Source organism: Neobacillus sp. NRS-1170, assembly GCF_050468025.1.
In genome coordinates this window covers 42,145-66,656 of the sequence record NZ_JBITPF010000006.1, presented here as the reverse complement: position 1 = coordinate 66,656, position 24,512 = coordinate 42,145, and the positions used below count along the sequence as shown (strand labels likewise).

Sequence of the window (24,512 nt, the reverse complement as noted above, 5' to 3'; positions counted from 1 at the left end):
GAAAGGGATGTTTTTGTTTTTATTTATTTCCGAGATTTCTTTGCCATCTCTTGAAACTGGTTCATTAGCATTTTCCGGGATTTTTCATTTCGAAGTAAAAACGCTGCCCCTAATCCTACAGTTGCCAGCATTAAATTTTTTCGTTTCATTCGGATACCTCCTCATAAATGCATCATTATTAATTTCCCCATGTTTTGTATTTTTAACTACCGAAATTAGAAAAAGCCAATCCATGAGAATTGGCTTTTTAACTGCTTTAATTATTTCTTTAATAATTCTTTAAGCTTTTGGTTATGTTCTTTAGTTTGCTGTAATAACTGATTTAATAGCAGTGCTGCTTGTTTGTTATCCTTTTTCTCAACGGCAAGACTTAAATCATGGTACATTTTCCAGTGTCCCATCCCCTTGCCGCCATGTGCCTGCTTCATGAATTCCTCTTTTGTAATTTTACCAGCATCCAATTGCTTCTTTAATTCCTGTATTTTTGCCATTTTCTCATTTTTCCATTGCTCGCGCTTTTTTGCATTTTCAGGACTCATCCACTGCTTGTGAAGCGTTTTTCTTTCATCAAGAACCTTCGTCCATTCTGCTTTTTTATCGGGCGTAAATTGGTCTACCCAAGCCAGAAGCTTTTGCTCTCTTTCCTGCATATGGGCTTGCCAGTCTCTGTGTATTTGATGATGCTGTTTGCCTTCTGCACAGTCACAAGGCGTTTTTTCCATATGGTCTACCGGTGCATGTCCATGTGCACCAGCCATTCCTGGAAATGCTAATAATAACCCCAACGACAAACTGAACAACTTTAATTTCATTAAATATCCCTTCCTTACTTTTATACTTAGAAGATTAAACCAGTTTATATCGGCACGAATTTATCATGCCCAGTTTGTCAAAAAAAATTTACCATTTCGACAAAAATTTAGGGATAAAACACTTGAGTTCTTTTTTTATGTGTCGTAATCTATAAACGAAGATTATATGTGAAATATTTCACAACATAAAGAAAGAGCGACAGCTCTATTTTTAAAAAGTTTACTAAAAATTACAGCGAAACAGTAATCTGATTTTATCCTTGTTAGCCCACCTTATATCTCCCCATGTAAGGAAAACAGCCCCATTTTTTAAATGGGGCTGTTCGATTAGGATATTGGAATTAGGATTCTCGCCAATTCATTAAAATTTGTTGCTAGTTTAGCCTGCTGGTTTTGCGAGGCAAAATAATTTATATTGCTAAAACGGTGGAGAATTGTATACGTCATTAATTTTTTTTGCAGTACATAATTAACCTGAATTTTTGGAAAACCATAAGACTCAAGGAAATGCTTAATATGTTTTTGATTACTATTAAACATAAACATAATAGGTCCTAATAGATCATAGTCACCATCTCCCAAAAAACAATCGGCAAAATCAATGACTCCAGTTAACTGCCATTTTCCATTCCTTTCGTTTAACAGTAGATTAAAAGGAGTGTATTCACCTGTAAGCAATTTTTTCTCAGGATTTATGTTAATATATTTTTCTTCCACATAATAATCTAAATCTGAATATAAATTCGCATTTAACTCCATATTTAGGTGGTAATGCTTCATATTTTTGAACTGTTTTTGAATGAAACCGTTCCAATTACTTGGCAATTGTTTTAACCTCGTAATCGGAACTTCATGAAATTCCTTTATCGTCTTTCCTAAATCTTTACTTAGCTTCTCTTTTTCATCATTTGTTAATCGATCCCAAATATCAATTAACAGTTCCCCATGCAGCTGGGTCATGATTAAATAATTCCAGCCCTCAAAAGAACCATAATTGACCAGTCTTGGTGTATCAACGATTTTTATTTTTCCTTCAAGAATTGTGAGAACTTCTAATTCTATCGTAAACTGTTCATTTAAGTGCTTAGGAAATAACTTTATGACAAATTGATTTCCTCCGAAACTGTAAACAATGTTGGCACCATAATGAAATCTTCGCATATCAGTTGACGGGAATTTTTCCTTGATAAGTATTTCCGTAACTTTTTGATCCCAAAAAGAACATTCCTCTTTAAGTAATTCAAATTGTTGACTATTAATTTCTATTAATAACATTAAAAGTCTTTTAAACCCACTCCAAAAATTCCATGCGATTGCCGAATGGGTCATGGACATGAATCCGTGAAGCTCCAGGAAGATTTTCGTCTGAAGTAAAATCAACTTGTTTCTCCTGAAAGTGGGCTTTTAAGTCCTCAATATTTTCAACCACGAATGCTGGGTGTGCTTTTTTAGCTGGTGCAAACGGCTCCTCCACACCAATGTGAATTTGGAAGGTACCGAATTCAAACCATACCCCGCCGCGTTTTTTTAATTCCTCTGGCTTCTCCACCTCTGTTAACCCAAGGATTTCACCAAAAAATTCTCTTGCAGCCTCCTCACACCCTTTTGGCCCCGCAAGCTGAACATGATCGATTTTTTTAATGGTAAATGACATATTGACCCCTCCAGTTCTTCATGTATTCACTTCTATTTTATAAAATTAATAATTTTCTATCAAATATAAGTTATATGCAAAAAAAACTATTTCCGCCTGAACGGAGATAGTTTTTTATTAGTAGACATCTTTTTTTGTAAACACTAAAAATGATACGAGAAGGGCTGCTGCCCACCAAACAAATAAAACCATCATTGAAAAAGAAAGATTCATTCCTTCAATGGGTGGAGCCGTACCCTTCATGTAGTCGGTTAATCGTAAATTGACCATAAAAAAGTATTTTGCTGATTCCCAAGATGAAACCATATTACTTAAGATTGCACCTGAAATTAATGCAGCGAGCATTACGCCCATACCAGCTGCCGTACTCCGAATCAATACGGATAACATAAAGGATAATGTACCTACTACGATTGAAACGAACCATACCAGCCCAAAATCCATTAACAAGAACTTCCACAGGCTTAAAAGCTTGACTTCCGAGGTATTTAAACCTGTATCCGTCACATTAAATCCTGTTAAAATTGGGGCTCCCCAGCCTTTATAGCCAAAAACAACCCCAGAAATGGCATAAGACAAAATACCAGCAATCGCAATCACTAATGACACTGCTAAACAGAGAGTTATGTATTTACTTAAGAGCACTTTCCACCGTTTCACAGGTCTTGTTAAAAGCAGCTTTATCGAGCCAAGACTATGTTCAGAAGAGACCAAATCACTAGCTATGACCATGACCATCAGAGGGATAAATAAATCAATCGAGCTTTCCAAGAAAATCCTCATGAACGTTGGGGCACCGGGCTCTGCTGGATTAATGTCATGGTCAAGATAATATTGCTGCTGCTGTAAAGAGATTTGAAGCTGCTTTTTCCATTCGTCTGAAATTCGGCTGCTGCTTAACCGATTAGTCGTATCCACGATTTGCTGTTGTAAAATCGTTCTCCAGTCACTGGTCCCTAATTTTTCCCGCTGAGTTTGAACCTGCTTATACTGTGCATATGTAAATAACATAACAAGAATGCCAATTATGATGGCAATGACTATCAACCGTTTTTTGGCAATCAGCTTCATCATTTCATTTTGTATCAGTCTATTCAATCGTATCACCCCCGGTTAATTCGAGGAATAAGTCTTCCAGTACAGGCATTTTCCGATTGATTTCAATGACAGAAACCCCTGCCTCAACGAGTCGTTTATTCCATTCCGGTGTTTGCTTTTCATCGAATTCTGTTAAAATGGTTCGATCGTCTTTTTCCTCAATGGATGTTAAGGAGCCCAATACTTGTTTTCCTTTTTCAAAGGGATCAACATGCCAAACTACTCGTTCACGATTTTCCAGCAGCTGTTGCACCGTATCAACGCGGATAATGGCCCCTTTAGAAATAATCGCCACCCGGTCACATAAAAGTTGGATTTCACTCAATAAATGGCTGGATACGAGAACACTTAATCCTTCTGCTTCAGCCAAAAAACGGATAAACTGCCGCATCTCGCGTATTCCCGCCGGATCCAACCCATTTGTTGGTTCATCTAAAATTAACACTTTAGGCTTTCCCAGGAGTGCCTGGGCAATTCCTAGTCTCTGCCTCATCCCTAAGGAGTATGTTTTCACCTTATCATGAATCCTTTCCGTCAAGCCAACAAGTTCAGTAACTTCTCTTATTCGCTCTTCCCCAACATCATCAAGCATTCGGGCAAAATGAAGCAAATTATTATACCCAGATAAATATGGATATAATTCCGGATTTTCAACAATACAGCCAAGGCTGTTCATCGCTTCTTGAAAATGGTCTTCTATATTGTTTCCACAAATCTGAATACTTCCAGAAGTAGGTTTAATCAAGCCGACCAGCATACGAATGGTGGTTGTTTTGCCAGCCCCGTTAGGTCCCAGGAAGCCGAATACTTCCCCTTCACGCAAATCAAAAGTCAAATCCTTAATAATCTCTCTTCTTCCAATCACTTTTTTTAAATTCTTGACTGATAATGTGATTTTTTTCTCCATACTATTTCCCTCTCCTTACCAGGTGAGCAATGAGGCAACTCGTTCGGCAATTAAACGATACCCTTTTGAATTCGGATGAAACTTGTCAGAATAAAGATAATCATTAACTTTCAGTTCAAATAAATCAAATGTAGGGACAAATACGATTTTAGGAAAAGCAGCACTTACTTCTGCACTGTCGTAATTCCAGTGACGAACGACCTTTGACATTTCTTTTCCCTGATCCAATTCAATAAAAGGATTATATAATCCGATAAAAAACACGTTTGCCTTGCTGTTGCTTTTACGGATTTGTTCGAAAATAAATTTCAAATTATCTAGATATTTTTTCTCAATAGTGGCAATGTTTCCTGCTTGGAAGTCAACTATTCCTTGTCCTCCTCTAAATAAATCGTTGCCGCCAATTGTTACGAGCACCATGTCAGCTTTTTGAATTTGTCTTTGTACTTCCTTTTGCCCGATTTGCTTTTTAAGCTGGTCCGACCTTTGCCCATTGATGCCGAGATTTGTTAACTGAACAGGACGTTTTGTTTTTTCCTTGATTTCATCCAATAAAACGCCGACATATCCTTTACCGGTTTCGTCCCCCGTTCCTCTTGTCAGGGAATCACCTAAAGCTAGGATAGTTAATCCTTTTTTGTTTTCCTCTTTCTTAGATACCGTGCTTGTTTCCGAAATCTTTTCCGGTTTTCCTGCATAATATCCACCTACTGCAAAACCAAGACCAATCAGCCAGAGGAGGCAAAATAGCACTGAAATGACAGTAATGAATCGTATGACATTTTTATTCAAAAAACTCATCCTTTCTGGCCTTTTCTCTTATTTAATCACAGATGAAGAATGAATCAAACTTTCAGGACTTTCAAATATGTAATATTCATTATTTATTAACATTTAGTGTTAGCCTTGGCTATTGATAAATAAAAATTACCTATTTCATAGTAAAAATAAAAGGAATCCGCAAATGGATTCCTACTTTTTTTCTACCTGGTTTGTTCTTGTTTTAAGATTCCTTTTTTATATTTCTTAAATAGCAAAACTCCTAATAGTAATATCCCAAGAATTATGCAAATTAACATTATGTATTTCTTCATGATACCGTGGAATAGGAGCTCCCAATTCGGACCAAGCATTTTTCCTAACATAATAAAGGTAGCAACCCATAGAAAAGAGCCTATTAAAGAATAGATGGAAAATACCTTTAAAGGTAACCGGGTGATCCCTAAAAAATAGCCCGTGATATGCCTTAAAACCGGGATGAAAAAGACAATAATTAAAAGCTTGTTTCCATATTTATTAAACCATACTGACGTAGAATGAATCTTTTCCGGACGAAAACGCAACTGTGAACCATATTTTTCAAAAAAGGGCATACCGAGCCTTGCCCCAATAAAATACGTGATGATCATACCAATAACACAACCCATCGAAGCGGCAATAATGCAGCCAATCCAGTTTAGCTGACCTTGAAATGAAAGAAAACCTGCATAACCCATCAAGGCTTCCATTGGAATCGGCAGTACGATGATTCCAAGCGCCAATGATAGAAATAGGACGAGGTATCCATATTCGTTCATAAAGGAAAGTAAAAACTCCATAATCTCCACCTCTCCCTAATAATTAGATAAGACCATTTTTTGTCATAACAATATTTTATCCATCTTTCGTATATATAGTAATCGGATGCCATTATTTATTAAATAAAAAATGCCGGCTTCCTGTTTGGAAACCGGCAAATTACTCTATTAATCTTCTAAATTGCCCTTTGGACCAAAGAATTCAAAGTGAATTCGTTCTTCATTAACTCCTAGTTCCTTCAAAAAGCGATTAATTGCTTTCATAAAAGGTACTGGTCCGCAGAAATAAAAATTGGCATTTTCAAGGGAAACTTTTTCTTGCAGCCATTCACTTGTCACATAGCCTTCGACATCGAAACGATTGTTCTTACGGTCTTCTTCTGTTGGTGAATCATAGAAGAAATAGGATGTTACATTTTCAAGTTGAGTTAATTCCTCTACTTCATCCCTAAGAGCATGAACATTTCCATTGGCAGCGGCATGGACAAAAGTAACCTTTCGTTCCGGCTGTACTTCCACAACAGTTTTTAACATACTTATCATTGGTGTTAACCCAACACCGCCACTTAATAGAACCACTGGTGTTGATTTTTCTGTATCAAGGACAAAATCTCCTGCTGGAGCACTTACCTTCAAAATATCGCCTTCATTCACTTGAGCATGCAGGTAATTGGAGACCATTCCATCAGGGCATTGAACTCCTGATTCCCGCTTAACACTGATTCGGTAATAATCTTTCCCAGGCGCATCAGAGAGACTGTATTGACGAATATGGGAATATTCCTCCCCCTCAATCTCCAGCATGATACTGATATACTGACCTGGAAGAAAGTCTGCGATTCCTCTTTGATCCTTAGGCTTTAAGTAAAAGGAAGTAATGACATCACTTTCAACTACTTTTCTATCAACGATGAAATTTCGGAAGCCTTCCCATCCGCCTTTTTGGCTTTCGGCTTCATCATACATTTCCGCTTCAATACTAATAAAGGCATCAGCGATGACACCGTAGGCTTGAGCCCATGCATCAATAATTTCATCTGTTGCCGCATCGCCTAATACATCCTTAATTGCAAGAAGGAGATGTTTTCCGACGATTGGATATTGTTCAGGTTTAATCCCAAGGCTTCGATGCTTATGGGCAATTTGTTTTACAACAGGAATAATGGCTTCAAGGTTATCGATATACATGGCAGCGGCGTATACAGTGCCGGCAAGAGCTTTTTGCTGTCTGCCCTGTTTTTGGTTAGCATGATTAAAAACGTTCAAAAGTTCTGGGTGATTCCCAAACATTAACTGATAAAAGCGGGTTGTAATCTTTTCCCCATGTTGTTCTAAAACGGGTACGGTTGATTTAATGATATCAATTGTTTTTTGGTTTAGCATTTTAAACACTCCCTACTTGTTTTCCCTATTACCAATGTGATTATATGGCTAATTTCACATCAATTAAGTGATTTAAATCACACTTTGCTATCATTTAAAAATTTTTGCGAAACATTTCACAAATTGTTCACTTTTTCGTATGACAAATGTAACTAGTCATAAATTTGCTATTTTTGTATTGTGTACCTAGTTAGAATAGGATTTTATAAAGGCAGGATAGGAAAATATGAAGAAAGCAAAAATTGCATGGATCACCGATACGACTTCTTCTCTAAGTAATGAATTTATTAAACAGCATCATATACATGTGATTCCCTTGCACGTTGTAATTAATGATGAATTTTATAAGGAAACAATTGATATTTCCGAAAAGGAATTTTATGACCGAATGAAAACCGAAGATGGTAAGTTTCAGTCCTCCCAGCCTTCCATCAATGACTTTGTAGAACTTTATCATCAATTAAAAGAAGACTATGACTTTGGAATAGCTCTCCACGCCTCGAGCCTTTTAACTGGTACCTATCAATCATCTGTTATGGCAGCAGGCATGGAAGATTTTAAATTGTTTGCGATTGATACAAAAACTGGGTCTTATCCGCTATCCTTTTTAATCAAGCGCGGAATTGAACTGGTGGAGCAGGGGCTGGATATTCCTGATGTGATTGCTGCTTTAAATGATTACCGTGAGGACACACGATTATATTTAGTGCCCTCCAATTTAGATCAGCTTCACAAAAGCGGCCGCGTGTCAGGCAGTCAAAAATTGTTAGCGTCCCTCTTTAATATCAAGCCGATTTTATCAATTGAAGAAGGAGCCGCAAAAATTAAAGATAAAGTCCGAACCGAAAAAAAAGCCCAAGCCTGGCTTGTTAATAAATTAAAGGAAGACCTCGAATCAAAGATGGTTCGAAAAGTAGCCATCGTCCATGCCAATGACCTAGATAGGTCAATCGGGCTTGAAAAATTAGTAAACGAGTCATTTCCAGACATTGAAACAGAAATTTTAATGCTGATAACGGTTGCGGGGGTACATACGGGAGTTGGGACACTTGGGCTTTCGTGGGTATGTGAATAAAAGGCCTCTTTATTAAGATGCATTCATGAGGATTCGGTTGAAAAAGTAATACATGTCCACATGGGATTTTCATGAAGACCAAACTCCAATATAATTTGCTTACCATGTCCTCATGAGCCCTTCATGAGGACAATACTCCAATAAAACTTGCTATATCTGTCCTCATGAGACTTTCATGAGGACAATACTCCTATATAATTTGCTAAACCTGTCCTCATGAGACTTTCATGAGGACAGAATCCCCTGTTCTTCGTGGCATCTTTTCGTAAGAACATTTGCGAAAATTACCTAGAAACTTTGTAAATGACTTTTATAAAGTTCTAAAAGCAACAAAGGATACGAAAAGAGCCTTGATAAAAGATTCTTCTATTATTATACTCTATTTGAAAAATATGTTAGTAATTTCAGCCAATACTACTTTATTATTTTGTATAATATGATAGATTGGTAAAAAAATTTACTGAAATGGATTTGAAATCATGAAGAATAAGAAAAAAGTGTTTCATTTGCTGGGGTTATGTACAGCTCTAGGTCTAATCTATTTCACCTTTTTACAAGTTAAGATTAGTCAATATAGCCATTTGAAAGCACCCAAGAATGCTGATTATTTAATTGTCCTGGGGGCAAGGGTGAAAGGAACCGTCCCTTCACTGGCCTTTGCCAGCAGAATACATGCAGCTGCGAAATATTTAAAGGAAAATGAAAATACTATTGTCATTGCCTCTGGGGGGGAAGGCCCTGGGGAAGATATTTCCGAAGCGGAATCCATCAAGAGAGAGCTTATTAAAAAGGGAATTAGCGAGAGTCGGATTATCCTAGAAGACAAATCCACTGATACATATGAAAATATTCGTTTTTCAAAAAAACTAATTCAAAAGGGAGCAAAGGCTGGACTCATCGTTACAAATAATTTTCATATGTATCGGGCTATTTCAATTGCACGTGACAATGAATTGGAAGTGGAGGGAATACCTGCGAAGACTCCTTTGATAGCTGTACCGAAATCCTATTTTCGTGAATATTTAGCGATTACGAAATTTTATTTAAAGAGATATTTTCTAGATAGTATATAAGAGTACCAAAATCGGTACTCTTGGTTAATTGGTTTATACGGTTTTTGCATATATGCAAGTATCTCGTAGTTCTTTTCCATCTGCTGAAATAGCATCCTTTTTTAAAATACCTTCTAAATCGAAGCCTAATCTTTCAGCGATGGCTTTACTTCTTACATTTTTTGAATCGCAGCGAATTTCTACCCTCTTCGCTTGTAATTCAGTAAAAGCAAAATTCGTTATTGCTTCGACCGCCTCCGTAATGAACCCTTTTCCGCTATAACGCGAGTCAATCCAATAGCCAATCTCAAATTTCGGCACATCCCAGTTAATTCTATGTAAACCGGAAGATCCAATGAATTTGCCAGTCTCTTTATCATATAGGTGCAGCCTTAAATCTTCGCGGGTTAAAAACTTGGCGTGTGCATCACGCATGTTCGCTTCAACGTCCAGCTCAGTCTGCTCCCGATGGGCCCATGGCATCCATGGCTTTAGTTCCTCTATTGAAGCCTGCATAGCTTCGTAAACGGCTTGTCCGTCGCCAGGCAAGGGTTTGCGAATCACAAGTCTTTCTGTGGAAAATTCATCTGGAAAATCATTAAGTATAGGTTTCATCGTTTTTGTCCCCTTTCTCACATTTTAAAATTCGCTATAATTACTGAATTTCCTTTTATAAAAAGCATTTCGCTGATAAATTAGCTAGATTCGCCGATAAAAATAAAAAGTTTCGAATTGATCCTATTTTAAGAAGTATTACCTATTCAAAAGGGCCCTTCCGAATGGAAAGGCCCCATAAAAGTGTAATTTTTAGTATGCTTTTGCCCAATAAACCATCTTATCTGCTTCTTTTCCACAGCATACACATTTATCGGACAGATTTTCTTGTTCGAATGGGATACAACGAGATGTCGCCGTCGTGTCTTCTTTAATTTTTTCCTCGCAGGCTAACTCGCCGCACCACATTGCTTTAATAAAGCCTGGTTTTGCTTCAAGTGATTCCTTTAATTCAGGAAGTGTCAAGGCAACAGTGGTTCTTTCTTCACGGTGATTCAATGCTTTGTTATATAAATTGCTTTGAATGTCATCCAATAATTCAACTAACTTTGTTTCTAATTGATCCAAAGGAACAATTACCTTCTCTAACGTATCCCGTCTTACTAAAACAACTTGCTTGTTTTCAATGTCCTTTGGTCCGACTTCCAGACGAACTGGAATACCCTTCATCTCGTACTCATTGAACTTCCAGCCCGGCTTTTTGTCGCTGGCATCAATATCAACACGAGCAAAAGCCCCAAGAGAATTTTTCAAATCGTAGGCAAAATCAAGCACGCCTTCTTTATGCTGCGCAATTGGCACAATCATGACTTGAGTTGGTGCTGCTTTTGGCGGAATCACAAGACCACGGTCGTCGCCGTGAACCATGATAAGTGCTCCGATAATTCTTGTTGTAAAGCCCCATGATGTTTGGTGAACATATTGAAGCTTACCTTCTTTGTCCGTATATTGAATACCGAATGCTTCAGCAAACCCTGTACCAAAGTGATGGGAAGTTCCAGATTGTAATGCTTTTCCGTCGTGCATTAGGCTTTCAATTGTAAACGTAGCCTTAGCACCGGCAAATTTTTCTTTTTCCGTCTTTTGCCCTTTTACAACAGGAATCGCAAGAATTTCTTCACAAATTGCGGCATACACATTTAGCATTTTAATGGTTTCTTCCATCGCGTCCTCGTCAGTCGCATGGGCCGTATGCCCTTCCTGCCATAAGAACTCTAAGGTACGTAAGAATGGACGGGTTGTTTTTTCCCAGCGGACTACGTTAGCCCATTGGTTATACAGCTTTGGTAAATCTCTATAGGAATGAATGATATTTTTGTAATGCTCGCAGAATAATACCTCTGAAGTCGGACGGACAACTAATCTCTCTGCCAATTCTTCAGAACCGCCATGTGTAACCCACGCTACTTCAGGAGCAAAACCTTCAACATGATCTTTTTCTTTTTGAAGCAGGCTCTCTGGGATAAATAATGGCATATATACATTTTCATGCCCGGTTTCTTTAATGCGGCGGTCTAATTCATTTTTAATATTATCCCATAATGCATAACCGTATGGGCGGATAATCATTGAACCGCGGACGCTTGAATAATCAATTAAATCTGCTTTTGTGACAACATCTGTATACCACTGGGCGAAATCCTCGTCCATGCTGGTTACGTCTTTTACAAATTCCTTTGCCATTTTTGACACCTCATTATTAAAATTAAATATAAAAAGGCCTTGATCCTAAAAAGGGACCAAGGCCTGGCGGTACCACCCTAAATTTATAAAGCGATTGCTTTAAACTCTTTGCATGATAACGGATTTTATCCGCATGTATCTTCAAAATATCCGATACAGAACTCAGAGGCAGGTTCAAATGAGGATCTTAAGAAACCTTGCACCAATGGTTTCCTCTCTTTTTAAGACCGTTTCAATTTACTAGTCCTCGTCAATGTTTCAATAGTATTTTTTGAAAATTATATATGTCCCATCGCGAAAAGTCAAATAATATTTTGGCATATTTTTCATTAATCAACTAAAAACCACTTTAACCATAAATCTATATCGGTTAAAATGCAAATATTAGTAAAAATTGGGGTGAATGGCAAGCATGAAAAAAGATAAGGATGAGCTGGATCAGGAAGAGGAAGAAAAAGAATTATTGCTTGAACTTATTAGAATGCAAAATGAAACCCTAAAACGCATTTATAAAAATACTCTAGATAAAGAAAATAACTCAAAGCCTTAATTTTCATAAAACGTTCAATTGCTCCTATCTCCGATTCAAATATTTACAATTATAATATTCTTATGTTGTTTAATCTTAATAAACCCTAACGACATAAGAGGAGACAAATATGGACATTTTTTCGATTATTTCAGCAGCTATTGTTACGATTTGCTCAGGGTATTCTATTTTTCTTGTTTACTGCAAAAAAACCAAACTGGCAGGCACACAAGGTGTCATGATCAGTATGGTCATTGGGATTATCACAGGCCTGCTTTCAGGGAGTATCATCGGCATTTTATCCGGGGAGACCTTTCTTGTCATGGGAGTCAGTATGATTATTGGATTCGTTATTGGGTTCTTAGCTGGACATCCGATTGGATTATTGGCAATCTTAATGGGTTCGATTGCAGGTTTGATGGGTGGTATAAATGGCGCGATACTCGGAGTATTCCTTCAATTCTTAAATCCTGCGATTTTATTAGGTATTTTAGTTGGTTTTTATATTCTTATCATCGGTTTTGTCATTGTTTATATTTTTGTAGCGACAAATAGTAAATATTCTATAAATACCGAAGAGTTATCACCTTTTGCGATTATTGGAGCAGGAATTGTGCTTGTTTCCTTATTTTTATTTATGTATTCCAGCGATATGGTCAAAATTCCGGGCCAAACAGAAACCGCTCAGGCTCAAACCACTCAGGAAATTGCGAATACAGAGGTGGATGTGACAAAGGAACATACTCCAAAAGTAAAAATGCTTGTAACCGAAAAGGGTTATAGCCCTAACGTAATCAGGGTTAAAAAAGGGGTGCCTGTTGAATTGGATATCCAAAATCCGCTAGAGAACAGTTGTTTATCCACTTTTATGATTCCAGACTTTAATATTAATAACGTTAACCTTAAGACAGGTACAACCAATCTCACATTTACACCGGACAAATCAGGAGAATATACCTTTAGCTGCGGAATGCAAATGTTTAAAGGCACCATCATTGTAGAATAGAAATGAGCAAAAGCACACGAACCAAACCCGTGTGCTTTTTCCATATATTAATCTACTAATACCTCAAAATTTTCTTCTTGGCGTTTTCTTCTTTTTCGATCGGCACTGAGTACTTTAAGTGATAAATAGATACCTGACCCCGTTAAAAATATCATAGCAATTGCAGTTAGGTCGATCAACCATTTGATGTTTGTATTGCCAATTCTCCCTTCATGCAGACCTCTTATCGTGCTTAGGATAGAGCCCTGTCCCATACCTTCACCTCGTGCTCTGAAAGAGAAGTTACCGTTATTTCCAAACCCCGGTGGTCCTTGGAATTGACCATTCGCTTGACCTTGCATTTGACTGTTCGCTTGTCCTGAATTTTGACCCGTACCTTGACCTGCTTGGCCTTGATTAAATTGTCTTTGGTTAAATTGTCCCGGTTGGAAATTACCACGGCCGCCTTCTACCTGGGATTGTCCAATGAGCCAAGGTTCGTTCATCAGCAGTCCCGTGATGGACTCCATAAAGATTAGAACAGAAGCAATTAAGCCAATCCATAAATGTGCTCTTCTCATTTTTTTCATATAAATTGTTCTCCCTTCAAAATTCCAAGCTGTATTTGGACAAATTGCTAAGAATATTATGAAGGGCTTTCCTTAAGATTTTCTTAAAAAAAGAACCCAAATTAATTTTTTTGGGTTCTTGGAAAAATGATTTCAATTGTCGTGCCCTTTCCAAGGGTACTCTGAACTTTTGTTTTCCCATGATGTTTCTCAATGATCCATTTGGCGATGGATAAACCAAGACCGGTTCCTTCAGCGGCTGTCCGGGCTTTATCACTTTGATAAAAACGGTCAAAGATTTTAGGAATATCTTGTTCAGGAATGCCGATCCCATTATCCTTTACCTCAAGGATAATCGAAGAATGGGTTTGCCTGCAGGAAAGCAGGATATCCCCGCCATCGTTTGTGTATTTCATGGCATTATCTAACAAAATCACAATCAGCTGATGAATCCTTTCTTTATCAGCATAAAATCTAACTGGTTCATCGGCTTCTAACCGCAGCGACTTTTCTTGGTACATCGCAATTTCTTCGTAGTGTTGAAGGATTTCCTTTAAAAGGTCATCCAGCTGAAATGAATCTTTCTTCATTTCGATTTGATCGGAGTCTGACCGTGCCAGCGTTAAAAGGTTAGCTACCAGCTTGGACATTCGTCTTGATTCGGTAGAAATCGCAGACACATCGAGTATTTTATCCTTCACAGTGGCAGAAGGACTTCGGAACAATAAATCCGTCTTTGCCTGGATAACCGCAAGCGGCGTCCTTAACTCATGTGAAGCATCAGAAACAAACTCCTGCTGCTTCTGCCAGGCATTTTTAATCGGGACTAGAGCCTTGCCAGCCAGGAAATACCCCGCTGCTATCGCACAGATAATTCCAATCCCACAGCCTATCAGCATAATTAACAAAAGCCTGTCCAACAATTCCTTTTCTGAATTCACATTACGAATGAATTGAACAGTAAATTTCCCCAATACAGGATTATCCACTTTAAAAGCCACATATCGATATGAAAAGTTTTCTACATCAACATCCTGAAACGTTTTTAACTTTTTTGGTCGAATAATTTTTTCGTTATCTTGAAAAATCTCAGATTCTCGGTTTTGTTCTGCTACAAGATTGTTATTCTCATCCCAAATCAAGGTCATGATTCGCGGATCTCTCCGAATGAACCTGGGACCAGGCTCTGCTTCATCATGCTTAGCACTTAGCCCTGGCGGCCGTTGCTCTTCAATATGGTTCACGGATTCCAATAACGACTGATTTACATCCTTATAAAGCCGATTTTCTGTATAAAAATAAATGATGCTGCCAAGGATGCTAATCAAAATGATAAAGACTAAGGAGTTTAACAGAGTAAGTCTAATATGTGTTTGACGAAACATGATATACTCCTATTCCTCGCTAAGCATATAACCAACGCCACGAATCGTTTTGATATCTGCATGATACCCATAAGGTTCTAGTTTTTTTCGGAGTTGGTGCATAAACACTTCGACAATTGCTATCGTCGTATCGGAATCAAAGCCCCAAACCCTGTCATAAATTTGTTCTTTTGTTAAAATCGCGCCTTTGTTTTGAATCAAATATTCCAATAGCTCATACTGCTTAGTAGTAAGCTTTATAGAATCACCATCGACTTGAATATCTCTTTCCTTCCCGAGGAGCTCAATTCCCCGGTACTGAATCGTTTGATTGGTCGTTAAACTGCCGCTTCTTCTTAATAATGCCCGAATTCTTGCCTTTAGCTCAGCAGCCTGAAACGGCTTTACTAAATAATCGTCACCGCCGAAGTCCAAACCTTTTACTCGGTCCTCTAAGGAATCCCTGGCTGTCAGAAATAGGACAGGTATTTTGATGCCGTCCCGCCGGATGGTCTGCAACACTTCAAATCCGTCAATTTCCGGAATCATCACATCTAAGACAATCGCATCATGTATATTCTGCATTGCTAAAAACAATGCATCCTCCCCATTGGATGCTTGATCCACTTCAAATTCATCCGATAAAAGCTCGACAATGGATTCTAATAATGGAAGATTGTCTTCTACAACTAATAACCGCATATTAATCTCTCCAATTTTAATAAAGGCTTTTATAATACATTCATTATATAGCAAACGAAGCGGACACAACATAGTCGAGTCCGCTCTATACTTAATTATTCATAACGAAGGGCTTGAATCGGGTTTAATTTAGATGCTTTATTAGCAGGGAACACCCCAAATATCACACCGACAGCCAAGGAGAATAAGAAGGATAAAAGCATTACGGATGATGTAAAGGAAACGGTTAAACTTAGTATCGAGGAAAGTAGTTTCCCAATTCCGACTCCGGCTAGTATTCCAATTAGACCGCCAACACCACTTAATACGACTGCTTCAATAAGGAACTGGAGGAGAACATCACGCCTTTTCGCTCCAATGGCTTTGCGAATCCCGATTTCCTTTGTTCGTTCAGATACGGAAACAAGCATAATATTCATAATGCCAATGCCACCGACTAATAAGGAGATGCTGGCAATTCCGCCTAACATCATCGTCATCGTACTGGAAACTGAGCTCATCGTATCCATGATATCCTGCTGGTTGGTCACACTATAGGAATCACCTTTTCCTGGATACATTGAAGCCATTGCCATTTCTACTTCATTCATGACGAAATCCATTTGATCCTCGCTTTTTCCTTGTAAATAAACTTGGTTAATCGATGTGCTTTTCACTAACCGCTGACCGGTGCTAAGCGGGACAATCACGACATTATCGCCGCTTTGACCTAGCGAGCTTCCTTTAGATGCGAGAACCCCAACCACTTTAAAGGAAGTCCCTTCAATTTGAATATATTGACCGACAGGATTTTCCCCACCAAAAAAGGTGGATGCCGTTTCCGAACCGATAACGGCAATTTTCTGCCTATATTCAATATCAAGATCGTTAATAAAACGCCCATTACTTACCTTTGTATCCCGAACTTTGGAATAATCGGCATTGGTCCCTGTCAACGTAACTTGTGAAGTGGTCCGATCCCTTTTCACGTTTACACGGCCGGAAACCACCGGTGATAATGCTTTGACGCCATTCAGTTTACTCAGCTCATTTATTTTATCTTCTGTTAAGGTTAAATCCGTCCCAAAGGTATTAATCGTCAGAAGATTTGTTCCTAGTTGATTGATTTGGCTGGTTACGTTCTTTGCCGAACCTTGGGCGATCGACACGAGCACGATGACGGAGGAAACACCAATGATCATGCCGAGCATGGTTAATGCTGACCTTAGCTTATTACTTTGAATGCTGCGCAGTGCCATTTTAATAGATTGCAAAATTCCCAATGAGTTCACTCCCATTTTCTTGAAGCTGACCGTCCTGAATGCTGACCATTCGCCTTGCTTGTTTAGCAATCGCTAAATCGTGGGTAATTAAAATGATCGTATGGCCTAACTCATTTAATTCTTTCATAACCTGTAATATTTCCTTGCTGGTTTTACTGTCCAGTGCACCTGTCGGCTCATCAGCGAGAAGGATAGCTGGATTGCCAACAAGGGCTCTGGCAATCGCTACCCGTTGCTGCTGGCCTCCTGAAAGCTGTGTCGGTAAATGCCCTGCACGCTCCTTCAATCCAACCTTACTAAGACCCGCTAAAGCTTTCTCTCGTCGCTCTTTTGCTGGAACACCGCTATATAACAATGGCAGTTCCACATTTTCAAGTGCGGTTAATTTTGTTAATAGATTAAAATTTTGAAAAATAAATCCGATTTTTTGATTCCGAATCGTTGCTAACTGATTATCATTCATTTTTCCAATATCTTTACCATCAAGGAGATACTTACCGGCCTGTGGCCGGTCCAAGCACCCAATCATGTTCATTAAGGTTGATTTACCAGAACCTGAAGGGCCAATAATAGCTAAAAATTCTCCTTTTTCAATATCAAGAGAAACACTATTTAAGGCATGAACCGTTTCACCACCGAGTTTATAGGTTTTCATTAAGTTACTAATTTGAATAATCGGTCTCTCCACTAGTTTCCGCTCCTTCCAGTAAATTGCCTTTGTCCGGTTCCGCTGCGGTTAAAGCCGGCAGTGTTACCGAAACCGCCGAATCCTCCTCCAAAGTTGCTGCCCTGCATCATTCTTTGGCCATTATTCGAAGTACTTCCAGTGGCTAATTTCGGTAACTGAACGGTTTCTCCTGCCGTTACTCCATCGGTAATCTCCACAAAATCTTCATTCGCTAACCCCGTTTTAACAGTTTTTTGCTCGGTCCCTGAATTTTGATCCGTTGTATCTGATGATGCGATAATGACATATTTTTGATTATTGGACGTGTAAATGGCATCAAGTGGTACATAAAGGGCATTATCTTTACTTGCCGTTAATATACTTGCTTCTGTACTCATCCCAACTTTGAGGTTGTCTGGTTTATCGATATGGATTGTTACATCAAAAGTAGAAACACCATTAGATGAGGTCCCTTCCTCGGCAATAGCTGTAACTTTTCCCGTGTACGCTTGGTCAGGAAAGGCATTTACTTTTAAACTAACCGTTTGTCCATTTTTAATTTTTGGAATATCGAGTTCGTCAATTTGAACGACGGTTTGTAAGTCTTCATAGTTTGTTAAATGGGCAACAACTTGTCCGCTTGTTACACGTTCTCCTGCATTAACCGACATGGTGGTGACAACACCATCAGCAGGTGCTGTGACAGGGTCACTTCCGTCTATAAAGGTAATAAGCTCGTCCCCTTTCTTTACCTCTTCACCGGCAACGGCTAACACTTCGTCTATTTCATTGTTTTCAATTGTTGATTTAATGTCTTCACTCGTAACTGGCTGTACTGTTCCAGAACCACTGATTTTCACTTCTAATTTGCCTTGCTGGACAACGGCAGTCCTTACGCTGGCTGATGCCGTTTGTGTGCCATTTTTTGATGAATACCATTGGTAGCCAACAAATCCTACTACCAAAACACCCAAAGCAATATAGATCCATTTTTTCATTTTTGCCTGCTCCTTTTTGTTCCAGGCCGCCTGCCTGGAGAAGAATTATTTGGAATAAGCCTATTATTCAATTCATTTCTTAACTTTTCCTTAATGAAAATAATTGAAGCACGCTGAACCTTGAGTCAGCGTGCTTCTTTTCTATTTTAATAGATTAAAATATTCCGTTTTTACTATTCCATAGTAGGCCAAGTCTTCGTATTCTCCCCATTTAAGGACATGCTGCTTAAAGGTGCCTTCATGTTTCATCCCAATTTTCTCCATAATTCTCCAGGAGCCTTGATTGTTCGTAAATGCTGCTGCAAAAATTCGATTTAGATGGAGTTCTTCAAAGCCAAGTTTAATAACTTCCTTTGCCGCCTCAGTTCCATAGCCCCTTCGCCAATATTCCTTTCCAATCCAATAAGCCAGTTCCCCTCTTTCATGGTGGATATTGATCGAAAGGTTAATAATGCCTATTAACATACCATCCTCTTTTTTTGTGATAGCGAAAATAACAAGCTTTCCCTCTTTCTCAGCACCACACATCTTTAAAATAAACTGCTTCGCAGCTCCTTTTGGGTAAGGATGCGGAATGGTCAATGTAGTTTTTGCTATTTCATAATCTCCAGCAAGTTCTTCCACCCGCTCTGCATCACTTAATAGTAACGGCCTCAGCAGCAATCGTTCCGTTTCAATCATTTTCTTTATCCCTTCCCTATTGCATTTTTTTATTCATTTTAGCATAATATTCCATTACGAATTGACGAAAACTATTTTTTAATGAAACTTTTCAAAAGCTAAACCGTACATATTATTAATTAACAAATTAGGAGTGAAAAGTGTGGGTGTTACGCTTAGTAAAGGCCAGAAGGTGGATTTGACTAAATCCCATCCCGGCCTTCAAAACGTTGTTGTCGGCCTTGGATGGAATATTAATAACCTGGGTTCTAATTTTGATTTGGATGCTTCCGCATTTTTATTAGGTTCCACTGGAAAGGTAAACAGCGATCAAGATTTTGTTTTTTATAACAATCCCTCTGGTGGAAATGGTTCCATCCTATATAGTGGAGATAATCGTATTGGATCCGGAGTTAGGGATGATGAACAAATCAGAATTGATTTAAACAGAGTTCCTGATCATATACACCGAATTGCATTCACAATTACGATTCATGATGCCCAAGTGAAACGGCAAAATTTCGGACAGGTATCTGATTCCTACGTGCGGATTTTTAATGAATTGACGAATGAGGAGTTAATAAGATTTAACTTAGGAAGAGATTTCACAGTGGAAACTGCCATTGTCGCAGCAGAACTATACCGCCATAATGGAGAATGGAAATTTAATGCGATTGCTAGCGGATTTCAAGGCGGTTTAGCAGCATTATGCGGGAATTTTGGGATTACTGTTGACGATCCAGCCCCTTCCGTACCAATTCAGCCATCACCACAACAAAATTATCAACAGAGTCCGAGTACAAGTACCCAAAATTCATATCAGCAAAATACAAGTAATCATAATTCATATCAGCAAAACCAAACTCAATATGATCCATATAGGCAAAGTCAAAATAACCAACATAGTTATCAGCAGCCCATTCATTTGCAGCCCGAATCATCAAATCGGCAGCCTGCTTTTGGATATCCAGCGCAGAGCTATTCCACAGCCTCTCCTCCATCACATACATATGGCGGAGATGACATCATATGTCCGCGCTGTCACTCTTCGAACGTAAGGACCGGAAAGAAGGGCTTTGGTCTAGGCAAGGCAGCTGTTGGCGGTTTAATTCTTGGCCCTGTTGGCCTGCTCGGCGGTTTTATTGGAAAAAATCAATTAAAGTTTACCTGTAACAATTGTGGTAGCACCTGGTCTCCTTCCAATACGGATTATATGGAATGGGCCAATACGCAAAAAAGGAAAGCACAAGAATTATTTAATCGTTATAAAAGCCAGGATGTTTTGGAGGCAGTTGTGGCCGCATGTGCATTGACAGCGATGGCGGATGGTTACTTAGATGCTTCAGAAAGACAAAAGATGCTCGATTTTGTTCATCAAAGTGAAGAATTACGAGTTTTTGATACCAACAAAGTCATTCAGAAATTCAATATGTTCGTATCTAAAATGGAACATGACCGGATGATGGGCCGGGCTGAAGCCTTCCGTGCCTTAGGTAAAATAAGGTCAAAACCAGAAATCGCTCGATTAGTGGCCCGCTATTGTATTGCCATTGGATATGCTGATGGACAATTTGATCAAAATGAACAGCAGGTAGTTGCTGACATATGCCGCGAGCTGGGCTTAAATCCAGCTGAGTTTCTATCTTAATTAGACATAGCGAAAGCCTCGTTCCAAACTAGGAATCGAGGCTTTTCTTTTTATACTTTCCAAACCCGTTTATTTTCTACCCGCTTCGTTAGTCCTTGTGCATCCAATCGTTCTAAAAATGGAATCATGTATTTGCGTGAAAGCTCCAACACTTCCTTCGCTTCTCCCACATCAAACTCGGTGCCCGTTTGCCTGTGAAGCTTTTCCACTGCAGCTGCAAACACATCCCCATGATAAGCAAATTGTTCATCCAATGGAACTATCAAAGCTTCATCCGCTAGAAACCGTTTTAAATCCGGCAATATATTTTCAGGAATACCCGCTGCATTAAAATAATCTTTTACATAACGAACCTTTAATCCATCGCTTTTCATTTCCAACAGCATATTTTCTGTCCTCTTTGCCCAGCTTTTCGTCACATGAGGAACAAAGGAAGCTAATGAAACAAATTGTCCTCTTCGCTTAAATATGCCATTTGTGATTCCATTTTCGATCACATAATCCAGCAGCGATTTAGGAAATCTTTTTTGCATGGATTGCAGCAGCTCTGCTTTATTTAAACCCTGTTTCATCGAATAAGTTTGATGAAACTCCTGCAATCTATCAAAAATATCTTCTTCAATTGAATTGATTACTAGTCGAAGAGAGTATTCCTTTCCATTATATAAAACAAATTCTTCATCACCCAAATGATTGTTTAAGGTTGCTTCAACAAGTGCAGTCCGCTTTATCAGCTCAGTGAGCGGCAGGCTTTTCGCTTCGAATAAAGCAGCCGTAATTCGTTCTTTCGGAGAACCTGCCTTTTTCTTTTCAAGTTCTTCGATGGTTTGATTCCCAAAGCGATATTTTTGGCCTCTGGGGTCAATAACCCAGCCGCCGCCAATGGTTTCCTGCGGGCTTGGCCTGCGTAAAATAAAACGGTCGCCCCGCTTTGTGAGAATTTCTTCTTCAAGCCTTAGCTGGCAAAGGATTTCTCCATTTTCTTCTTTAATTTCATTTCGATCAAAGAAAACAATTCTTCCCATAACCTCCGCTGTACCAATATGCAGCTTAATCTGCATTCGCTGCTTAACTAAATGCTCGAGTTCATCAACAATTCGAATAGCTACATCAATAGTTTTCGTAACGATGAAATGTTCGGAAGAAACCAGCACATCCCCACGCTCCAGGTCTTCCTTAGAAACACCGGAGAGATTTATAGCCGCTCTTTGCCCTGCATAGGCTTTTTGTGCTGGATTATGATGGACTTGTATTTGACGGCTTCGAACCTCTATCCCTTTTGGCATGATGAGTAATGTCTGCCCTTCCTCGACTGTCCCTTCATATACCGTTCCACGGACAACGGTTCCCTGCCCTTTTACAGTGAACACCTGGTCAATCGGAAGGCGAAAAGCTCCTTTTGCATCCCGCATTTCTTGTTCCTTTAATGTCTGAATAATCAATTCTTTAATTTCACTGATTCCCTTATGGGAAAGGCTGTCCACCAGCACAAAGGGGGAATCCTCAAAAACGGTATCAGTAAGTTCTTCTAAAATATCATCCTTAACAAGTTCAATAAATTCCTCATCAACTCGGTCAATTTTCGTAATCGCAATTAAACCATTTTTCACACCCAAAAATTTTAAAATATCAAGATGTTCCCGCGTTTGCGGCATGACTCCTTCATCAGCAGCAACGACCAGCACGACAATGTCTATTCCAGCCACCCCAGCAATCATTTGCCTAATAAACCGTTCATGACCAGGAACGTCAATCACAGATATCTGAATTTCTTTATCTTCATATAATGGAGCAAATCCCAGTTCAATCGAGATTTGCCTTTCTTTTTCTTCTTTTAAACGGTCGGTATCGACATTGGTAAGTGCCTTTGTTAGGGAGGTTTTACCATGGTCAATATGTCCTGCCATTCCAATCGTAAAATATCGTTTTTCCAAGTTTGCCACCTACTTTATCGGTCTTCCCCTTTACTGTAGCTTTAAAAGGAACATTGTTCAAGCGAACTTTTTTAGACAAAATCATAAGCCCCAACAGCGCCGCAATATTCCCCTTTATCTAAAAAGACGGCTACTAGCTCAAATCTTTTCATATAGTATTCTAGTGTGGATGTTAAAGATTCATTTCCAATTAAGGTGCTGCCAATTATGACAACTGTTTTAACCTGATGAATAGCTGCAGATTGCATCGTTAGGAGGGCAATTGTTTCTGCGATCATATTTGTAACAGCAGCCATTCGATCGGCATCTGAATGCTTTACCTTAAATCCTTTTGCAAAGTTAGCAGCAGTTAAATGCCCATCAATTGGCGGTTCGGCCGATTCATAAATATCTTTTACCAGCAAATCGATATTCTCTTTTTCTCCTTTATTTGCAAGATTGATAAGATCCTGAAAATCTTCCTTTTTGGTTAATATGGAGCCAAGTCCGACAAATGTACCTCCGCCAATTCCACTGCCGAGGATTCGCTCATACTTTTTTCCAACTACTAAATGCCAGGATGTTCCCGTTCCAATGTTCACGATTAAAAAAGGTTGATTACTGCTTTTCCCCTCCTCAAGCATTAAAATTCTTGCCCCCTCACAGGTAGCTTGAAACTCAGGAATAAGGACGGCATTATGTAAATAATTTTTTTGAACTAGATGGGCCTTTCCCCCCGTTAAGCCGACACTTACATTTGGAGCTGCTATTTTGAACCATGTAATGGCTTCATTTAATTGATTTATAGGATACTTTTTAAAATGTTTTTTATTATTTTCCTGATAAAAAATTTTCACGAGTGACCCGCCTGCGTCAATTCCTGCTTTTTGATGTGGCAATTCTTTCACCCCCGTGATTATATAGAAATCGATATAATAAAACCAAGATAGATTGGACGAACAAATAAATACAGATGGAGTAAATAATGTTATAGCCACCTTTGTATTTAAAAACGCCCATTTTATGATAAATCCATTCAATTCCAACCGAAATGGCAGTAAATATTAGGATGAATAACACAAGTTGCTGATCTTTTATTCGAAGTTTTTTATAGAGGAACAAAAAAACATAGCCGGCTGGCGGATATAGGAAATATACCAGTATATCCATGACTGTATAAGCAGGTCCGTCCATAATATCATAAAAATCAAACGGAGTTGCACCGAAGGAATTATCAAAAAAACCAGATATGGTCAAGCTATATAAAAAGATAAGAACAGTAAATTGTTTTGAAAAAATCTTTGGAAGAAAGTAATAGATTATCCATGAGAAAAATAACGCAGCAATCACAAAGTAATCATTTAAACCAAAGCCTTTTTCTGTTAACAGCATCTCCTAAATCCACCTTCTTCCCGTCTA

The 24,512-nt window shown here is 38.7% G+C and carries 26 protein-coding genes and 1 other annotated feature; of the genes, 5 read left to right on the top strand and 21 right to left on the bottom strand.

The features are described 5' to 3' along the window. Positions 1 to 23: 23 nt before the first annotated feature. The 9 genes from ACIFOT_RS01715 to hmpA all read right to left on the bottom strand — a co-directional run bounded on the left by ACIFOT_RS01715 (position 24) and on the right by hmpA (position 7,431). On the bottom strand, positions 24 to 149 hold the full coding sequence (locus ACIFOT_RS01715; protein ID WP_430061062.1) for a hypothetical protein: 126 nt from the start codon (positions 147 to 149) through the stop codon (positions 24 to 26). Between the two features lie 111 nt (positions 150 to 260). Further along, complete coding sequence (locus ACIFOT_RS01710) at positions 261 to 812, bottom strand: hypothetical protein (RefSeq protein WP_430061060.1); 552 nt, start codon at positions 810 to 812, stop codon at positions 261 to 263. A gap of 327 nt (positions 813 to 1,139) precedes the next feature. Beyond that, complete coding sequence (locus ACIFOT_RS01705) at positions 1,140 to 2,192, bottom strand: phosphotransferase (RefSeq protein ID WP_430061058.1); 1,053 nt, start codon at positions 2,190 to 2,192, stop codon at positions 1,140 to 1,142. After that, the gene (locus ACIFOT_RS01700) at positions 2,098 to 2,466 is read right to left on the bottom strand and encodes a VOC family protein (protein WP_430061056.1); all 369 of its coding nucleotides are present in this window, start codon (positions 2,464 to 2,466) and stop codon (positions 2,098 to 2,100) included. The genes ACIFOT_RS01705 and ACIFOT_RS01700 overlap by 95 nt, the downstream gene beginning before the upstream one ends. 117 nt (positions 2,467 to 2,583) lie before the next feature. Next, positions 2,584 to 3,564 carry an ABC transporter permease gene (locus tag ACIFOT_RS01695; protein ID WP_430061054.1) on the bottom strand — a complete coding sequence of 327 codons (981 nt, stop codon included), beginning with the start codon at positions 3,562 to 3,564 and terminating at the stop codon, positions 2,584 to 2,586. Continuing rightward, entirely contained in the window at positions 3,557 to 4,471 is a 915-nt protein-coding gene (locus tag ACIFOT_RS01690; protein WP_430061052.1) for an ABC transporter ATP-binding protein, read from the bottom strand. Before ACIFOT_RS01690 ends, ACIFOT_RS01695 begins: the two co-directional genes overlap by 8 nt. 15 nt (positions 4,472 to 4,486) lie before the next feature. Continuing rightward, positions 4,487 to 5,263 (bottom strand): SGNH/GDSL hydrolase family protein, encoded by a 777-nt coding sequence (locus ACIFOT_RS01685; RefSeq protein ID WP_430061051.1) that lies wholly within the window; start codon positions 5,261 to 5,263, stop codon positions 4,487 to 4,489. Positions 5,264 to 5,454: 191 nt separating this feature from the next. Further along, complete coding sequence (locus ACIFOT_RS01680; protein WP_430061049.1) at positions 5,455 to 6,069, bottom strand: DedA family protein; 615 nt, start codon at positions 6,067 to 6,069, stop codon at positions 5,455 to 5,457. 147 nt (positions 6,070 to 6,216) lie between these two features. Continuing rightward, positions 6,217 to 7,431, bottom strand: coding sequence for an NO-inducible flavohemoprotein (gene hmpA, locus ACIFOT_RS01675; protein ID WP_430061047.1), 1,215 nt, complete (start codon positions 7,429 to 7,431; stop codon positions 6,217 to 6,219). 226 nt (positions 7,432 to 7,657) lie between these two features. Between hmpA and ACIFOT_RS01670 the strand changes: the two genes are divergently transcribed. Both ACIFOT_RS01670 and ACIFOT_RS01665 read left to right on the top strand, forming a co-directional pair. Further along, positions 7,658 to 8,506: a DegV family protein gene (locus tag ACIFOT_RS01670; protein ID WP_430061045.1), complete on the top strand. Its 849-nt coding sequence runs from the start codon at positions 7,658 to 7,660 to the stop codon at positions 8,504 to 8,506. Positions 8,507 to 8,985: 479 nt separating this feature from the next. After that, positions 8,986 to 9,579, top strand: a complete 594-nt coding sequence (locus ACIFOT_RS01665) for a YdcF family protein (protein ID WP_430061043.1) — start codon at positions 8,986 to 8,988, stop codon at positions 9,577 to 9,579. Positions 9,580 to 9,612: 33 nt separating this feature from the next. On the opposite strand, the gene ACIFOT_RS01660 is transcribed toward ACIFOT_RS01665, so the two are convergent. Further along, entirely contained in the window at positions 9,613 to 10,173 is a 561-nt protein-coding gene (locus ACIFOT_RS01660; RefSeq protein WP_430061042.1) for a GNAT family N-acetyltransferase, read from the bottom strand. Positions 10,174 to 10,365: 192 nt separating this feature from the next. After that, positions 10,366 to 11,805 (bottom strand): proline--tRNA ligase, encoded by a 1,440-nt coding sequence (proS, locus tag ACIFOT_RS01655; protein WP_430061040.1) that lies wholly within the window; start codon positions 11,803 to 11,805, stop codon positions 10,366 to 10,368. Between the two features lie 39 nt (positions 11,806 to 11,844). Further along, positions 11,845 to 12,059, bottom strand: a binding site (T-box leader). A gap of 149 nt (positions 12,060 to 12,208) precedes the next feature. Here proS and ACIFOT_RS01650 point away from each other — a divergent pair. Both ACIFOT_RS01650 and ACIFOT_RS01645 read left to right on the top strand, forming a co-directional pair. After that, entirely contained in the window at positions 12,209 to 12,346 is a 138-nt protein-coding gene (locus tag ACIFOT_RS01650; RefSeq protein ID WP_430061038.1) for a hypothetical protein, read from the top strand. Positions 12,347 to 12,455: 109 nt separating this feature from the next. Continuing rightward, the gene (locus ACIFOT_RS01645) at positions 12,456 to 13,331 is read left to right on the top strand and encodes a cupredoxin domain-containing protein (RefSeq protein WP_430061036.1); all 876 of its coding nucleotides are present in this window, start codon (positions 12,456 to 12,458) and stop codon (positions 13,329 to 13,331) included. A 47-nt stretch (positions 13,332 to 13,378) separates the two neighbouring features. Here the strand turns inward: ACIFOT_RS01645 and ACIFOT_RS01640 are convergent, their stop codons facing one another. From ACIFOT_RS01640 to ACIFOT_RS01610, 7 genes are all read right to left on the bottom strand, one after another. Next, the gene (locus ACIFOT_RS01640; RefSeq protein WP_430061034.1) at positions 13,379 to 13,900 is read right to left on the bottom strand and encodes a PepSY-associated TM helix domain-containing protein; all 522 of its coding nucleotides are present in this window, start codon (positions 13,898 to 13,900) and stop codon (positions 13,379 to 13,381) included. A 101-nt stretch (positions 13,901 to 14,001) separates the two neighbouring features. Next, positions 14,002 to 15,264 (bottom strand): sensor histidine kinase, encoded by a 1,263-nt coding sequence (locus ACIFOT_RS01635; protein WP_430061032.1) that lies wholly within the window; start codon positions 15,262 to 15,264, stop codon positions 14,002 to 14,004. A 9-nt stretch (positions 15,265 to 15,273) separates the two neighbouring features. After that, complete coding sequence (locus ACIFOT_RS01630) at positions 15,274 to 15,945, bottom strand: response regulator transcription factor (RefSeq protein ID WP_430061030.1); 672 nt, start codon at positions 15,943 to 15,945, stop codon at positions 15,274 to 15,276. 95 nt (positions 15,946 to 16,040) lie between these two features. Continuing rightward, positions 16,041 to 17,216: an ABC transporter permease gene (locus ACIFOT_RS01625; protein WP_430061028.1), complete on the bottom strand. Its 1,176-nt coding sequence runs from the start codon at positions 17,214 to 17,216 to the stop codon at positions 16,041 to 16,043. Beyond that, positions 17,185 to 17,862, bottom strand: a complete 678-nt coding sequence (locus ACIFOT_RS01620) for an ABC transporter ATP-binding protein (RefSeq protein WP_430061153.1) — start codon at positions 17,860 to 17,862, stop codon at positions 17,185 to 17,187. Before ACIFOT_RS01620 ends, ACIFOT_RS01625 begins: the two co-directional genes overlap by 32 nt. A 32-nt stretch (positions 17,863 to 17,894) precedes the next feature. Beyond that, positions 17,895 to 18,872, bottom strand: a complete 978-nt coding sequence (locus ACIFOT_RS01615; protein WP_430061027.1) for an efflux RND transporter periplasmic adaptor subunit — start codon at positions 18,870 to 18,872, stop codon at positions 17,895 to 17,897. A gap of 141 nt (positions 18,873 to 19,013) precedes the next feature. Beyond that, on the bottom strand, positions 19,014 to 19,553 hold the full coding sequence (locus ACIFOT_RS01610; protein WP_430061025.1) for a GNAT family N-acetyltransferase: 540 nt from the start codon (positions 19,551 to 19,553) through the stop codon (positions 19,014 to 19,016). Between the two features lie 142 nt (positions 19,554 to 19,695). Between ACIFOT_RS01610 and ACIFOT_RS01605 the strand changes: the two genes are divergently transcribed. Further along, positions 19,696 to 21,180: a TerD family protein gene (locus ACIFOT_RS01605; RefSeq protein ID WP_430061023.1), complete on the top strand. Its 1,485-nt coding sequence runs from the start codon at positions 19,696 to 19,698 to the stop codon at positions 21,178 to 21,180. 50 nt (positions 21,181 to 21,230) lie between these two features. On the opposite strand, the gene selB is transcribed toward ACIFOT_RS01605, so the two are convergent. The 3 genes from selB to ACIFOT_RS01590 form a co-directional block, all read right to left on the bottom strand. After that, positions 21,231 to 23,114 carry a selenocysteine-specific translation elongation factor gene (gene selB / locus ACIFOT_RS01600; RefSeq protein WP_430061022.1) on the bottom strand — a complete coding sequence of 628 codons (1,884 nt, stop codon included), beginning with the start codon at positions 23,112 to 23,114 and terminating at the stop codon, positions 21,231 to 21,233. A gap of 71 nt (positions 23,115 to 23,185) precedes the next feature. Next, the gene (gene coaW, locus ACIFOT_RS01595) at positions 23,186 to 23,992 is read right to left on the bottom strand and encodes a type II pantothenate kinase (protein WP_430061020.1); all 807 of its coding nucleotides are present in this window, start codon (positions 23,990 to 23,992) and stop codon (positions 23,186 to 23,188) included. Then, positions 23,967 to 24,485 (bottom strand): hypothetical protein, encoded by a 519-nt coding sequence (locus tag ACIFOT_RS01590; protein ID WP_430061018.1) that lies wholly within the window; start codon positions 24,483 to 24,485, stop codon positions 23,967 to 23,969. Before ACIFOT_RS01590 ends, coaW begins: the two co-directional genes overlap by 26 nt. Positions 24,486 to 24,512 lie beyond the last annotated feature (27 nt).